The sequence below is a fragment of the Terrabacter sp. AAH1 genome, from assembly GCF_054456855.1.
Map to the genome: position 1 here is coordinate 1 of NZ_JBTJJV010000004.1, position 14462 is coordinate 14462.

The 14462-nt window shown below is 73.6% G+C and carries 12 protein-coding genes and 1 rRNA gene; all 13 read left to right on the forward strand.

The window, feature by feature from the left end; translation table 11 throughout:
• The first annotated feature begins 186 nt into the window (after positions 1-186).
• A 5S ribosomal RNA gene (rrf, locus tag ACXR8F_RS08005) occupies positions 187-303 on the forward strand.
• Between the two features lie 117 nt (positions 304-420).
• Positions 421-1611: a tetratricopeptide repeat protein gene (locus ACXR8F_RS08010; RefSeq protein ID WP_458799576.1), complete on the forward strand. Its 1191-nt coding sequence runs from the start codon at positions 421-423 to the stop codon at positions 1609-1611.
• Positions 1612-1627: 16 nt separating this feature from the next.
• Entirely contained in the window at positions 1628-2668 is a 1041-nt protein-coding gene (locus ACXR8F_RS08015; protein ID WP_458799578.1) for an HAD-IIA family hydrolase, read from the forward strand.
• Between the two features lie 120 nt (positions 2669-2788).
• Entirely contained in the window at positions 2789-2992 is a 204-nt protein-coding gene (locus ACXR8F_RS08020) for a hypothetical protein (RefSeq protein ID WP_045192228.1), read from the forward strand.
• The gene (locus ACXR8F_RS08025) at positions 2989-3792 is read left to right on the forward strand and encodes a TlyA family RNA methyltransferase (protein WP_458799580.1); all 804 of its coding nucleotides are present in this window, start codon (positions 2989-2991) and stop codon (positions 3790-3792) included. The genes ACXR8F_RS08020 and ACXR8F_RS08025 overlap by 4 nt, the downstream gene beginning before the upstream one ends.
• A complete protein-coding gene (locus ACXR8F_RS08030) occupies positions 3789-4736 on the forward strand; it encodes an NAD kinase (RefSeq protein ID WP_458799582.1) in 948 nt (315 codons plus the stop codon). The genes ACXR8F_RS08025 and ACXR8F_RS08030 overlap by 4 nt, the downstream gene beginning before the upstream one ends.
• Positions 4737-4745: 9 nt before the next feature.
• On the forward strand, positions 4746-6671 hold the full coding sequence (gene recN / locus ACXR8F_RS08035) for a DNA repair protein RecN (protein ID WP_458799584.1): 1926 nt from the start codon (positions 4746-4748) through the stop codon (positions 6669-6671).
• A gap of 45 nt (positions 6672-6716) precedes the next feature.
• Positions 6717-7898, forward strand: coding sequence for a putative cytokinetic ring protein SteA (gene steA / locus ACXR8F_RS08040; protein ID WP_458799586.1), 1182 nt, complete (start codon positions 6717-6719; stop codon positions 7896-7898).
• A complete protein-coding gene (locus tag ACXR8F_RS08045; protein ID WP_045192232.1) occupies positions 7895-8839 on the forward strand; it encodes a copper transporter in 945 nt (314 codons plus the stop codon). The genes steA and ACXR8F_RS08045 overlap by 4 nt, the downstream gene beginning before the upstream one ends.
• Positions 8836-9771: a hypothetical protein gene (locus ACXR8F_RS08050; protein WP_458799588.1), complete on the forward strand. Its 936-nt coding sequence runs from the start codon at positions 8836-8838 to the stop codon at positions 9769-9771. The genes ACXR8F_RS08045 and ACXR8F_RS08050 overlap by 4 nt, the downstream gene beginning before the upstream one ends.
• A gap of 83 nt (positions 9772-9854) precedes the next feature.
• Positions 9855-11528, forward strand: a complete 1674-nt coding sequence (gene murJ / locus ACXR8F_RS08055) for a murein biosynthesis integral membrane protein MurJ (RefSeq protein WP_458799590.1) — start codon at positions 9855-9857, stop codon at positions 11526-11528.
• Positions 11525-12679 (forward strand): glycosyltransferase family 4 protein, encoded by a 1155-nt coding sequence (locus tag ACXR8F_RS08060; RefSeq protein WP_458799591.1) that lies wholly within the window; start codon positions 11525-11527, stop codon positions 12677-12679. Before murJ ends, ACXR8F_RS08060 begins: the two co-directional genes overlap by 4 nt.
• Positions 12637-14454, forward strand: a complete 1818-nt coding sequence (locus ACXR8F_RS08065) for a CTP synthase (RefSeq protein WP_458799593.1) — start codon at positions 12637-12639, stop codon at positions 14452-14454. The genes ACXR8F_RS08060 and ACXR8F_RS08065 overlap by 43 nt, the downstream gene beginning before the upstream one ends.
• The last annotated feature ends 8 nt before the right edge of the window (positions 14455-14462 follow it).

Here is a 14462-nt window from a genome sequence, read left to right on the forward strand (position 1 = left end):
TTGATAGGCCGGATGTGGAAGCACAGCAATGTGTGGAGCTGACCGGTACTAATAAGCCGATAACTTGACTCACAAAGATGCTACGCGTCCACTGTGCAGTTCCCGAGATACAAACGGGAACCTGCGAACCACCACCAACGAGTGTGGTGAACCATCGCGTCCACGATTTTGATATCTCCATAGAGTTTCGGCTGTCATAGCGAAGGGGAAACGCCCGGCTCCATTCCGAACCCGGAAGCTAAGCCCTTCAGCGCCGATGGTACTGCACTGGTGACGGTGTGGGAGAGTAGGACGCAGCCGGACACACTTTGTCAGAGCGCCCCAGACGGAACTTCATTGATCCGACTGGGGCGCTCTTTCTTTGTGCCCGATGAACGTAGAGGTGGCGCCGACCGAGGTCGGCGCGGAAGGATGCTGAACATGAGTGACCAGGACGGCAACGACAGCCGTAACGAGCGCCGCGACCGCGACGGCGGTCAGCGAGGCCCGGCGCGGGGCCATGGCGCCGGCCGTGGCTCCGGTGCTCCCCGGTCCGGTGGGCAGCGTCGCGACGACCGCGGTGGCTACCGGTCGGATGACCGCCGTTCCGGTGGCGGCCGGGACGACCGTGGTGGCTACCGCTCCGACGACCGCCGCTCCGGCGGCGGCCGCGACGACCGTGGTGGCTACCGCTCCGACGACCGCCGCTCCGGCGGCGGCCGCGACGACCGTGGTGGCTACCGCTCGGACGACCGCCGCTCCGGCGGTGGCCGTGATGACCGTGGGCCTCGCCGCTACGACGACCGTCCGCGTCGGGACGACCGGCCCCGTGGCGGCGCCGGGCGACCGCACGAAGAGGAGCGCCGTGGTGGTCCCCGCCTGACGCCGAAGAGCCCCCGCAAGCCGGAACCGGCCATCCGGGAGGGCGTGACCGGCCATGAGGTGGACCGCGGCGTCAAGAACCAGCTGCGCACGCTGTCCAAGGAGAACGCCGAGGGTGTGGCCCAGCACCTCGTCATGGTGGCCGAGCTGCTCGACGTCGAGCCCGAGGCCGCCCTGGCGCACGCCGAGACCGCGGTACGCCGCGCCGGCCGTGTGCCGGCGGCGCGAGAGGCCCTCGGACTCGTCGCCTACCGCCTCGGCGACTGGGCGCGGGCGCTGGGGGAGTTCCGCACCGTTCGCCGCCTCTCCGGGTCGAGCCACCTGCTGCCGCTCATGGTCGACTGCGAGCGGGCGCTGGGCCGCCACACCAAGGCGCTCGAGCTCGCCCAGACCGAGGAGGCGAACAACCTCGCCATCGACGACAGGGTGGAGCTGGCGATCGTCGTCTCGGGCATCCGCCGCGACCTCGGCCAGCTGGATGCTGCGGCCGCAGGGCTCAGCGACCTGGTCAAGCGGATCAACCCCAACCGACCGTCGGCTGCCCGGCTCTTCTACGCCTACGCCGACGCGAAGCTGGCTGCGGGTGACGCCGAGGCGGCTCGCGACTGGTTCGCCCGTGCCGCCGAGGCCGACCACGAGCTGACCACCGACGCCGCTGAGCGCCTGGAGGAGCTCGACGGCGTCGACGTCACCGACCTGCTCGGCGACGAGGGCCACGACGAGGGCCACGACGAGGGCGACGAGTCCTGAGCGTGGCTGCCGGCGGATGGCTGAGGACGTGAAGGACGCCGCACTCATCGCGGCATACGACGGCGTGGTCTGCGACCTGGACGGCGTCGTCTACCGTGGTGACGACCCGGTGCCAGACGCCCCAAAGGCGCTGCGGGACTTGCGGACTCGGGGCGTCCAGGTCATCTATGCGACGAACAATGCGTCTCGGGTGGTGGCCGAGGTCGCCGAGCACCTCGCCGGTCTGGGCGCGCCCGCGACGCCGGACGACGTGGTCACCAGCGCCGAGGCCGGAGCAGCACAGCTCGCGCGGAGCCTTCCCGCAGGGACGCGGGTGCTCGCCCTCGGCGGTGAGGGCGTCGCGGAGGCCCTCACCCGGGCCGGCCTCGAACCCGTGCGGCCGCGGGACCGCGGCGACGACGCCGGGCCCAACCGTGTGGCGGCCGTGCTTCAGGGCCTCGGGCGCGACCTGACGGTGAGGGACTTCGAGACCGCGGCGCGGCTGCTCGGCACCGGTCTGCCCTGGGTCGCCACGAACGACGACGCGACCCTGCCGCTTCCGTGGGGGCAGGCACCGGGCAACGGCGCCTACGTCGACCTGCTCGTCACGGCGCTCGGACGTCGCCCCGACGTCGTGGGCAAACCCCACCCGCCGCTCTACCGGCTCGCCCTCGACCACCTCGGCACCGATGCGTCGCGCACCCTCGCGATCGGCGACCGGCTGGCGACGGACATCGACGGCGCCGCCGCGGCTGGTCTCGACTCCGCCTGGGTGCTCACGGGCGTCGACCTGCCCTCCGACCTCATGCAGACGCAGGCCACGCCGACCTACGTGATCGGCTCGTTGACCGACCTGTTCCGGCCGTACGCGGCACCGGTGGAGAAGCACGGAAGCTGGCACTGCGGTTCGGCGCGCGCGCGGTTCGCCGACGGTGAGCTGCGTCTCGACGCCGGCGGGGCGAGCCCGGTCGAGGCCGTCCGGGCGGGAGTCGCAGCCCTGCTGGGGGAGCGTGAGGCCGGACGGTCGCCGGACGAGCTCTCCCGCGCCGCTGAGGTCGTACTGAACCGCCTCCTCTGAGCCGTCGTGACGGGAGGACATCGTGACTCGAGGACGCGCGTGCCTGCTCGTCCGGTCGTTGCCAGCGACGGGGTAGCGTGAGCGGACGCAGGACTCGGCACGTACCGCACGGAGGAACCCATGTTTGGCGACACTGACGCCCGCCGCGAGGAGCACGAGGACGTCGACCACCCGGTCCCGCCCGTCACCGGCGACGAGGCCGTCGACGAGGCGATGATGCAGCTCGCTCGGTCGCAAGCGGGGTCGTTCGCCGAGCGCATCGAGTCGGGGGAACACGCGCACCGCAGCCTTCAGAGCCGCCTCGGCGGACTCGGTGGGGCGTGACGGCGCGTCGACTCGACGTCGAGCTCGTGGCCCGAGGCCTCGCCCGGTCACGCACCCAGGCCCGTGAGCTCGTCGCGGCCGGCGTCGTCCTCGTCGACGGCCGACCTGCCGCGAAGCCGGCCCAGCACGTGGACGACGCGTCCGCCGTCGAGCTGACGCGCGAGCCGGACCGGTGGGTCGGGCGCGCCGCGCTCAAGCTGCTGCACGCCGTGCAGCGGTGGCCCATCGAGGTTGCCGGGCGCCGGTGCCTCGACGTCGGCGCGAGCACCGGTGGGTTCACGCAGGTGCTGCTGGAGCACGGCGCGGCCCACGTGACGGCCCTCGACGTCGGCCACGGGCAGCTGGTCTCGTCGGTGGCGTCCGACGAGCGGGTCCGCGACCTGCCGGGCACGAACATCCGCGACGTCGATGCCGAGGCCCTCGGCGGGCAGTTCGACCTGGTCGCCTCGGACCTCAGCTTCATCTCGCTGGCCATAGCGCTGCCGGCCATGCGACCCCTCGTCACCGACGACGGCGACCTCGTCGTGCTCGTCAAGCCGCAGTTCGAGGTGGGCCGTGAGCGGCTCAGCCGCACCGGGGTCGTCACGTCACGGCACGAGCACCGCAGGGTGCTGCGCGACGTCGCCGAGGTCGCGACCGGGGAGGGGCTGCACCTGCACGGCGCCACGGCGAGCCCGATCACCGGGGGAGACGGCAACCGCGAGTTCCTCTTCTGGCTGGCGCCCAGGCCGGTCCCCGACGCGTCCCCGACCTCGACGGATGACATGCTGGAGGCCATCGACCTGGAGGGAGACCCGTGACGCGCCGGATCCTGCTCGTGGCACACCCGCGCCGTCCCGAGGCTCTCGCGGTCGCCAAGGGGGTGGTGCGTCGGCTCACCCACCTCGGCATCGAGGTGTCGCTGCAGGCCGACGAGGCGAAGGCACTCGACCTCAAGGACACCGCCCGCGTCCACATCGCCCCCGCCGAGGAGCAGGTCGCCGAGGGGTGCGACCTCGTCGTCGTGCTCGGTGGCGACGGCACCATCCTTCGCGGCGCAGAGTTCGCCCGGAGCGTCGACGTGCCGCTGCTCGGCGTCAACCTCGGACACGTCGGCTTCCTCGCCGAGGCCGAGCGCGACCGTCTCGACGCGACCGTCGAGCACATCGCCAACAACGACTACGCCGTCGAGGAGCGCATGACGCTCCACGTCGACGCCAAGCTGCACGGAGAGCTCATCGCCAGCAGCTGGGCGCTCAACGAGGTGAGCGTCGAGAAGGCGGCCCGCGAGCGGATGCTCGAGGTGACGGTCGAGGTCGACGGTCGACCGCTCTCGAGCTGGGGCTGCGACGGGGTGATCGTGTCGACGCCGACGGGCTCGACGGCATACGCCTTCTCCGCCGGCGGACCGGTCGTGTGGCCGCAGGTCCAGGCGATGCTGCTCGTGCCGAGTGCAGCGCACGCCCTGTTCGCCCGGCCGCTCGTGCTCGGTCCGGACACCCACCTCGCCGTCGAGATCAAGGCGGCGACCGAGGGCGCCGGCGTCATGTGGTGCGACGGGCGCCGACACGTCGACCTGCCACCGGGCGCACGCATCGAGGTGCGGCGTGGCATCCGGCCGATCCGGCTGGCCCGGCTCACGAGCGCACCCTTCACCGACCGGCTCGTCGCGAAGTTCAACCTCTCGGTCGAGGGCTGGCGTGGCAACGGCGACATGGCACTCACGGTGGACGGCGTCGACGGCGGTGAGGGTGCCCGGCCCTAAGGTGGTCCCGTGTTCAGCCAGATGAGGATCCGTGGCGTCGGCGTCATCGACGACGCCGTCCTCGAGCTGAGCCCCGGGCTCAACGTGCTCACCGGCGAGACCGGCGCCGGCAAGACCATGGTCGTCTCGGGGCTCGGGCTGCTGCTCGGCGAGCGCGCCGACTCCGGGCTCGTGCGCACCGGGTCCGACTCGGCCCTCGTCGAAGGCGTCGTCCAGCTGCCGGTCGACCACCCGGCGCTGGCCCGCGCCGACGAGGCCGGCGCCGACCACGACGAGGGCGAGCTCGTCATCGCGCGCACCATCGCCGCGGCCGGCCGCTCGCGCGCGCACGTCGGTGGCCGCACGGCGCCCGTCTCGGTCCTGGCCGACCTCGGGCAGCTGCTCGTCGCGGTCCACGGGCAGGCCGACCAGTGGCGGCTCAAGCAGGGCGATGCCCACCGCGAGGTCCTCGACGACTTCGGCGGCTCCGAGGTCGTCGCCCTGCGCGACCGGGTGGCCGAGCTCTACGACCGGTGGCGCGACGCCGCCCGCGAGCACGACCGTCTCGTCGCCGAGGCACGTGACCGAGCCCGCGAGATCGACTCCCTCACGGCCTCGCTCGAGGAGATCGAGTCGGTCGACCCCCAGCCCGGCGAGGACCTCGCGTTGCGCGCCGAGGACGCGCGCCTCGCGCACGCCGACACCCTCCGTCTCGCCGCTGCACAGGCGCTGGCCGACCTCAGCGGCGACGAGTATGCCGCCGAGCCGGCTCCCAACGTGCGTGACCTCATCGGGTCGGCCAGGGGAGCCCTCGCGCCGGCCACCACCCACGACGACGCACTGTCCGGGTTCGACACCCGCCTGCACGAGCTGGGCACCCTGGTCACCGACCTGTCCGCCGACCTCACGGCATACCTCGACGACATCGAGCTCGACCCTGAGCGTCTCGGCTTCGTCCAGGAGCGCAGGGCGGCGTTGGGGGTGCTCACCCGCAAGTACGGCGAGACCGTCGACGAGGTGCTCGACTGGTCGCAGCGCGCCGCCGCGCGCCTCGACGAGCTCGTCACGGCCGACGACCGTGTCGAACGCCTCGGGGCTGAGGTCGCCGAGCTGCAGGAGGCCGTCGTCACGGCGTCGCTCGCCCTGTCGGACGCGCGGCGCTCGGCGGGGACCGACTTCGGCGGCAGGGTCTCCGAGGAGCTCGCCCACCTGGCCATGGGCAAGGCGGTCGTCCACGTCGACGTGCGACGCCGCACCGACCCCGAGGGTGTCGGGCTCCCGGACGGCGAGAAGGTGCGCCTCTCGCGTCACGGCATCGACGACGTCGAGATCCTCCTCGCCGCCAACCCGGGTGCCGCACCGCGCAGCGTCGCCAAGGCGGCGTCGGGCGGTGAGCTCTCCCGCGTCATGCTCGCGCTCGAGGTCGTCGGGTCGCGCAGCGCGGCGGCCGACGGAGTGAGCGGCCCGCCGACCTTCGTCTTCGACGAGGTCGACGCCGGCGTGGGCGGACGGGCGGCACTCGACGTCGGGGCACGCCTCGCCGCCCTGGCCCAGCACGCACAGGTCATCGTCGTCACCCACCTGGCCCAGGTGGCGGCGTTCGCCGACCGGCACCTCGTCGTGCACAAGGCCGACGACGGCCGCATCACCTCGAGCAGCGTGTCGGTCGTCGAGGGCGACGCGCGTCTGCGCGAGCTGTCGCGGATGATGGGCGGCGACCCTCACTCCGAGGCCGGCCTCGCCCACGCCGGCGACCTCCTCGAGCAGACCGGCGAGGCGCGGGCCGCCTCCCGGGGCTCGGCCAAGCGCGCCTCGTCACGCGCGTCGTCAGGCACGCCGGCGAGCACGTCGGCGAGCACGTCGGCGAGCACGTCGGCGAGCACGTCGGCGAGCACGTCGGCGAGCACGTCGTCCGGTGGGCGGCGCGCCCGGGCACGCAGCGGCGCCACGTCCTGACCGCCTCGGCCCCGGGGCGTCCGACGTGGCACGATTGAGCGCATCATGGCTCTCCCGATCCGCCGCCGCCCCGGCGCCCGCGACACCGGTCCAGGCGTCACCGGCCCGGCACGCGTCGACCGCCGCACCAAGCGCCTGACGAAGCGGCTCCAGCCGGGCGACATCGCCGTGATCGACCACGCCGACCTCGACAAGGTCAGCGCCGACGCCTTGGTGTCGATTCGCCCGGCCGCAGTGGTCAACGCCAGCGCCTCCATCACGGGGCGCTACCCCAACCTCGGGCCCCAGATCCTCGTCGACGCGGGCATCCCGGTGCTCGACGCCGCCGGTCCCGAGGTCATGGCGATCACCGACGGGGTGCCGCTGCGCCTCGACGGGACGGATCTCTGGTCGGGAGAGAGCAAGGTCGCGACGGGCGCCCTTCTCGACGGCCCTGCGGTGGCGGCGCAGATGCACGACGCGCGCGCGGGGCTGGCCGTCCAGATCGAGGCCTTCGCGACGAACACGATGGAGTTCATCCGCAAGGAGCGCGACCTCCTGCTCGACGGCATCGGGGTCCCGCCCATCACCACCGACCTCGACGGGCGGCACTGCCTCATCGTGGTGCGTGGCTACCACTACAAGGAGGACCTCGAGGCCCTCAAGCCCTACATCCGCGAGTACCGCCCCGTCCTCATCGGCGTGGACGGGGGCGCGGACGCCATCCTCGAGTCCGGGCACCGTCCCGACCTCATCGTCGGCGACATGGACTCCGTCTCCGACAAGGCGCTGCGAAGCGGCGCCGAGATCGTCGTGCATGCCTACCGCGACGGCAGGGCACCGGGGCTCGCCCGGGTCGAGGCGCTCGGCATCAGCCCCGTCGCCTTCCCCGCTGCCGGCACGAGCGAGGACGTCGCGATGCTCCTCGCCGACGACTCCGGTGCCGAGCTGATCGTCGCCGTGGGCACCCACGTGACCCTCGTCGAGTTCCTCGACAAGGGCCGGGACGGGCAGGCCTCGACCTTCCTCACGCGGCTGCGCGTCGGCGGCAAGCTCGTCGACGCCAAGGGCGTCAGCCAGCTCTACCGCGCCCGCATCCCCGGGCGGCTGCTCGTGACCATGCTGCTCGTCGGCATGCTGGCCTTCTTCGCCGCCCTCGCCTCCACCCCGGCCGGGCAAGCCTGGCTGCAGGTCCTCGCCGCCCGCTGGGACGACCTCTGGACCGCCGTCGTTGGGATCTTCGCGTGATCGACTTCCGCTACCACCTCGTCTCGATCATCTCGGTGTTCCTGGCCCTCGCGGTGGGCATCGTGCTGGGCGCCGGCCCCCTGCAGGCCAACCTCGGCGACCAGCTGAGCGACCAGGTGGCGGCCCTGCGCACCGAGAAGCAGGGCCTCAACGACAAGCTCACGACGAGCGAGAAGCTCGTCGACGCCTCCGACGAGTTCGCCACGGCCGTGCAGCCGCGTGTCGTCGGCGGGCGCCTCACCGGCCACCGCGTCGTCGTCGTCGTGATGCCGTCCGCCGACGGCACCATGGTCAAGAACCTCGAAGAGGTCGTCCGCCAGAGCGGGGCCGCCCTCACCGGCACCGTGTCGATCGGGCCCGACTGGTTCGACGCCGGCCGGGCCACCGAGCGCGACCAGGCCGCGCGCGCCGGCGCCACGGCGCTCGGCCTCGACTCCACGGCGACCGGCGACGACCTGCTCACGACGGTGCTCACGCAGCTCACCGTCTCCAAGGCGCCGGCCAACGCGTCGCCGGCACGCGCAGCCGGGCTCAAGGCCCTCGTCGACGCCGACCTGCTCGACTCGTCCGTGGCCGACCTGCCCACCGCCGACGTGGCGATCGTCGTGTCGGGCGACTTCGCGGGCGACGACAGGGTGGTCGCCGCCCGGTCCGACGCGATCCGTTCCCTCGTCGAGGCGATGGCGGGCTCCTCGCGGGCCACGGTCGTGGCCGGTGGCAGCACCGTCGCCGCGGCCGGCCAGCCCGTCACGTCCAACGCCGTCCAGGCAGTCCGTGAGAAGTCCGAGACCGCGGGCGTCGTCGCCACGGTCGACCACGCGCGCTCGGGCGACGGTCCCGCCGCGGTCGTGCTCGCCGTCGAGGACGTCCTCGACGAGCGCATCGGTCACTACGGCGTCGACGCGGGTGCGACCGCCACCGTCCCGAGAGTGCTCCCGTGAGGTCCGGGCGCCGGCGCGCCGGTTCGGTCGCCGGGCCCGGCGACGAGCACCGCACCTCCTCCGCTTCGTCCGTCAGGTCGTCCGTCAGGTCGTCCGTCGGGTCGACCGTGGTGCCGTTGCTGGTGTCCGCGGCCACGTCCGCGGCGCTGTTGCGAATCGGGCAACGCCTGCCCCGCGCGGCCGCCCAGCCGTGGGAACGCACCAACCACGCCGGACGTCCCGTCACCCTCCTCGAGGGGCCGGCCTGGGTCGGCGGCGCTGTTGGTGGGGCGCTCGCGGGCGCGGCCCTCGGCGCGCGGACGGGTGGGGTCGCGGCAGGCAGCGCCGTCGTGGTGGCCGTCGCCGCCGGGGCGCTCGGCGCCCTCGACGACCTCACCGGCGGTGCCGACGACAAGGGCCTCAAGGGGCACCTCGGGGCTCTCTCCCGCGGTCAGGTGACCACCGGCGCGGTCAAGATCGTGGGCCTCGCGGCCTCCGGCCTCGTCGGTGCGGCCATGGCCGACGCCCGGACGGCCGACGGTGGCGGTCGCGGGGGAGCGCTCGCCACGCTGGTCGGCGGCGCCGTGGTCGCCGGTGCGGCGAACGCCGTCAACCTCTTCGACCTGCGTCCCGGGCGTGCGCTCAAGGTGACCGCCCTCGCCGGACTGCCGCTCCTCGGGACGCTTCCCGGGGCCGTCGCCGTCGGGTCGTCGGCCGGCGTGGTGCGCGACGACCTCGCGGCCCGCTCGATGCTCGGCGACACGGGCGCCAACGCCGCCGGCGCGCTCGTCGGCCTGGCCCTCGTCGAGCGCACCCGCCTGCCCGGCCGGGTCGTCGCCCTCGCGGGGCTGGCCGCCCTGACACTCGCGTCGGAGCGGGTCAGCTTCACCCGCGTCATCGACGGCCATCCGGTGCTGCGGCGGCTCGACCGGTGGGGCCGGGGGAGCCGGTGACCCCCGCGGCCCCGGCGCGCAGTGGGTCCGCGCGCAGAGGTCTCCCGCGTGGGGGGCTCCTCGCCGCGGCCGGCACGATCGCCGTGCTCACGCTCCTCGCGCGCGTTGTCGGCTTCGGCCGCTGGTTCGCCTTCTCGCACTCGGTCGGCGCGACGTGCGTCGGCAGCGTCTACCAGTCCGTCAACGCCGTGCCCAACGTGCTGTTCGAGATCGCGGCGGGTGGCGTGCTCGCCGCCGTCGTGGTGCCCCTCGTCGCCGGTGCGCTGGCCCGCGGCGACCGTGCCCACGCCGACGAGACGGCCTCCGCGCTGCTCAGCTGGGCCGTGGTCGTGCTCGTGCCCCTCGGCGCCGTCGTGGCGCTGGCGGCGCGGCCCCTGGCGTCCGCGTTGCTCGGCACCGGCTGCTCGGGCGAGGTCGACCTCGGCGCCGAGCTGCTGCGCGTCTTCGCCGTGCAGATCCCGCTCTACGGCGTCGCGATCGTGCTGGCCGGCGTGCTGCAGTCGCACCGTCGCTTCGTCGGCGCCGCACTGGCTCCGCTGCTCTCCAGCGTCGTCGTCATCGCCGCCTACCTCGCCTACCGCGCGCTCGTGCCCGACCCGGCCGCAGCGATCGGCGACGTGCCGGGGTCGGCGACGGCCGTGCTCGGTGCCGGCACGACGTTCGGGGTCGTCGCGCTCGCGCTGCCTCTCGTCGTCCCCGTGCGCCGCGCCGGCATCCGCCTGAGGCCCCGGCTCCGGTTTCCCGACGGTGTGGCGCGGCGGGTGAGGGCCCTGGCCGTGGCCGGCCTGCTGGCGGTGGCGGGACAGCAGCTCGCGACGCTCGTCGTCATCCGGCTCGCCAACGACCGCGGCGGCTCGGGCACGCTCAACGTCTACACGTACGCCCAGGCGGTGACCCTCCTGCCGTATGCCGTCCTCGCCGTTCCGCTCGCCACCGCCGCGTTCCCGTCGCTGGCCGGCGCACAGGCCGCCGGAGGGACCGCCGGGCAGGGCGGCGACCAGACGGGGGCGGCCTCAGGAGGCGGCACGTCCACCGACAAGAGCGTCGACGCGTCCGCGACGCTGCGCCGGGCGTGGCTCGCCACGGTCGTCGTGTCGCTCTTCGGCGTGGCCGCGCTCGTCGCGGTCGCCGTGCCGGTCGGCGCGTTCTTCAGCGCCCTCGATGCCGGTTCAGACCGGGCCGCCTCGCTAGGGACGCTCTCGGCGATGGGTGACGCGGTCACCGCCTTCGCCCCCTCGGTGGTGGCCCTCGGCGCCATCGGGCTGCTCACGCGCGCGTCCTACGTGCGTGGCCGGGCCGTGGTCGCCGGTGGCCTCGCGGGCCTCGGGTGGCTGTCCACCGTCGTGGTGCCGCTCCTCGTCCTCGAGCCGGACGGGGCGGGGGGACCGGACACGCTCCGCGCCCTGGCCGCCGGGTCGAGCGCGGGCCTCGCGCTGGGCGCCGTGCTGCTCGTCGCGCTGGTCGCCCGCAGCTGGGGCTGGTCGTCGCTGCGGCTGCCGTGGCGGCCACTCGGCGCGGCACTCGCCGGGTCCGTCGCGGCCGCGGCCGCGGGCCGAGCGGTGAGCTCGTGGCTGGCGGCGCGGGGGGTCGGGCACACGCTGGGCTCGAGCCTCGTGGTGGGCGTCGGCGCGGGACTGCTGGCACTTGCCGTCATGGTCGGGGTGGCCCTGGCCATCGACCCGTCGCTCGGGCACCGGGTGCGTCGATCGCGCGCGGCCGTCGTCCCTGCCTCCGACGTCGAGGAGGTCGCCCCGTGAGGGTGCTCATGGTCGTCGGGCGTGCAGCGGGAGGGGTCGGCGCCCACGTCGACGCGCTCGTCTCCGGCCTGCGGGCCGAAGGCCATGACGTCCAGGTCGTGGCGGCCGGGTCGACCGCGGACACCTTCGGCTGGCACGACGCGCACCGGCTGTGGCCGGTCCATGCCGGCGCGCGCGCACCGCGAGGTCTGCTCGACTGGCACCGGATCATGCAGCTCGCCGGAACGGTCGACGTCGTCCACGCCCACGGCCACCAGGCCGCGGTCGTGGCTGCCGTCGCCGTGCTGCGCGCGCGTCCGCAACCGCGGCTGGTGGCGTCGTTGCACAACGACCTCCCGCCGGCGACCGGGGGACTGGGTGGCCTGAAGTCCTCGGTGGGGCGCTCCGCCGTCGGCTGGGCGCTGCGTCGGGCCGACCTCGTCACCGGGGCCAGCGACGACCTCGTCGCGCTGGCCGAGTCGCTCGGAGCCCAGCGCGCCGAGATCGCCCACGTCCCCTCGGCCCGAGTCGCCCCACTAATCGACGCCGACCGCCTGACGCCCGACGAGCGGGCGCTGCTGCTCTCCGGAGCGGGCATCCCCTCCGGACCTCCCGTCGTGCTCGTGGTCTCGAGGATCGCCCCGCAGAAGGACCTCGGGACGCTGGTCGCCGCGGCGGGACTGTCGACGTCGGCCGCGTCCTGGGTCGTCGTGGGCGACGGAGACGCCGGCCTGCGCAGCCGCCTCGAGGAGGTCGCACACGGCATACGTGGACCCGAAGGACAGCCCGCCGGCGCGACACGCCCGAACGTGCACTTCGTCGGGGCTCGTGACGACGTCACGAGCTGGCTGCGTCTCGCGGACCTGTTCGTCCTCACGAGCCGCTGGGAGGCGCGAGCGCTCGTCGTGCAGGAGGCGATGGCGGCCGGAGTGCCGGTCGTCGCGACGCGGACCGGGGGCCTGCCCGGGTTGCTCGCCGGGGCGGGTGTGCTGGTGCCGGTGGGCGACCCGGCAGCCACGGCGGCCGCGGTCGACCGGCTCCTCGAAGACCCGGACGAGCGGGCCAGGCTGGGTGCCGCGGGCCGTGCCGTCGCGGCGTCCTGGGACTCGCCGCAGGACGAGGCGCGCCGATGGGCGGACCGGTATGCCCGAGACCCCCGCGCGATGACGTAGACTTAAAGCCCGTGGTGGAAACGACGAAGCACATCTTTGTGACCGGGGGCGTGGCCTCCTCGCTCGGCAAGGGCCTGACGGCCTCCAGCCTCGGACGACTTCTCAGATCGCGTGGCCTCAAGGTCACGATGCAGAAGCTCGACCCCTACATCAACGTGGACCCCGGGACGATGAACCCGTTCCAGCACGGCGAGGTCTTCGTGACCGACGACGGCGCCGAGACGGACCTCGACATCGGTCACTACGAGCGGTTCCTCGACGTAAACCTGGTCGGCGCCGCGAACGTGACGACCGGCCAGGTCTACAACAACGTCATCGCCAAGGAGCGCCGCGGCGAGTACCTCGGTGACACGGTCCAGGTGATCCCGCACATCACCAACGAGATCGTCGCCCGCATGCGGGCGCTCGCGACCGGTGGCGCCGACGCGCCCGACGTCATCATCACCGAGATCGGCGGCACCGTCGGCGACATCGAGTCGCTGCCCTTCCTCGAGGCGGCCCGCCAGGTGCGCCACCTCATCGGCCGCGACAACAGCTTCTTCCTCCACGTCTCGCTCGTGCCCTACCTCGCCCCGAGCGGTGAGCTGAAGACGAAGCCGACCCAGCACTCGGTGGCAGCCCTGCGCCAGGTCGGCATCCAGCCCGACGGCCTCGTGCTCCGCGCCGACCGCGACATCCCCGAGCCGATCAAGCGCAAGATCTCACTCATGTGCGACGTCGACGTCACCGCCGTCGCGGCGTGCGTCGACGCGCCGAGCATCTACGACATCCCCAAGGTGCTGCACCGCGAGGGCCTCGACGCCTACGTCATCCGTCGCCTCGGGCTCAACTTCCGCGACGTCGACTGGACCGAGTGGGACCAGCTGCTCGAGCGCGTGCACGACCCCGAGCACGAGATCGAGATCGCCCTCGTCGGCAAGTACATCGACCTGCCCGACGCCTACCTCTCCGTCACCGAGGCGCTGCGCGCGGGCGGATTCCACCACGACGCCAAGGTCAACCTCCGCTGGGTCGCCAGCGACGAGTGCCAGACCGAGGCCGGTGCCCAGCGCGCCCTCGGCGGCGTCGACGCGGTGCTCGTGCCCGGCGGCTTCGGCGTGCGCGGCATCGAGGGCAAGCTCGGGGCGCTGCGCTGGGCCCGCGAGAAGCAGGTGCCGACCCTCGGCATCTGCCTCGGCCTGCAGTGCATGGTCATCGAGTACGCCCGCACCGAGCTCGGCATCGCCGACGCGAGCTCGACCGAGTTCGACCCCGAGACCGCTCACCCCGTCATCGCGACGATGGAGGAGCAGAAGGCGTTCGTCGAGGGCGCCGGCGACCTCGGCGGCACGATGCGCCTCGGCCTCTACCCGGCGGCCCTCAAGGAGGGCAGCGTCATCCGCGAGGCGTACGGGCAGTCCGAGGTCAAGGAGCGCCACCGCCACCGCTACGAGGTCAACAACGCCTACCGCGCCGACCTCGAGAAGGCGGGCCTCGTCTTCTCGGGCACCTCGCCCGACGGCACGCTCGTCGAGTTCGTCGAGCTGCCGCGCGACGTGCACCCCTACTACGTCTCGACGCAGGCGCACCCGGAGTTCCTCTCGCGCCCGAACCGCGCGCACCCGCTCTTCGCCGGCCTCATCGGGGCGGCTCTCGAGCGGCAGCGCAGCGAGCGGCTCGTCGAGGTGGAGCGGCACCGCAGCCACGACGCCGCCGACGCGTCGGACTCCGATGACCAGGGCAGCCAGCGCGACGAGCTCGCGTCGGTCTCCGCCGGCGCCACCGACGCCGACTGACGGGCGGG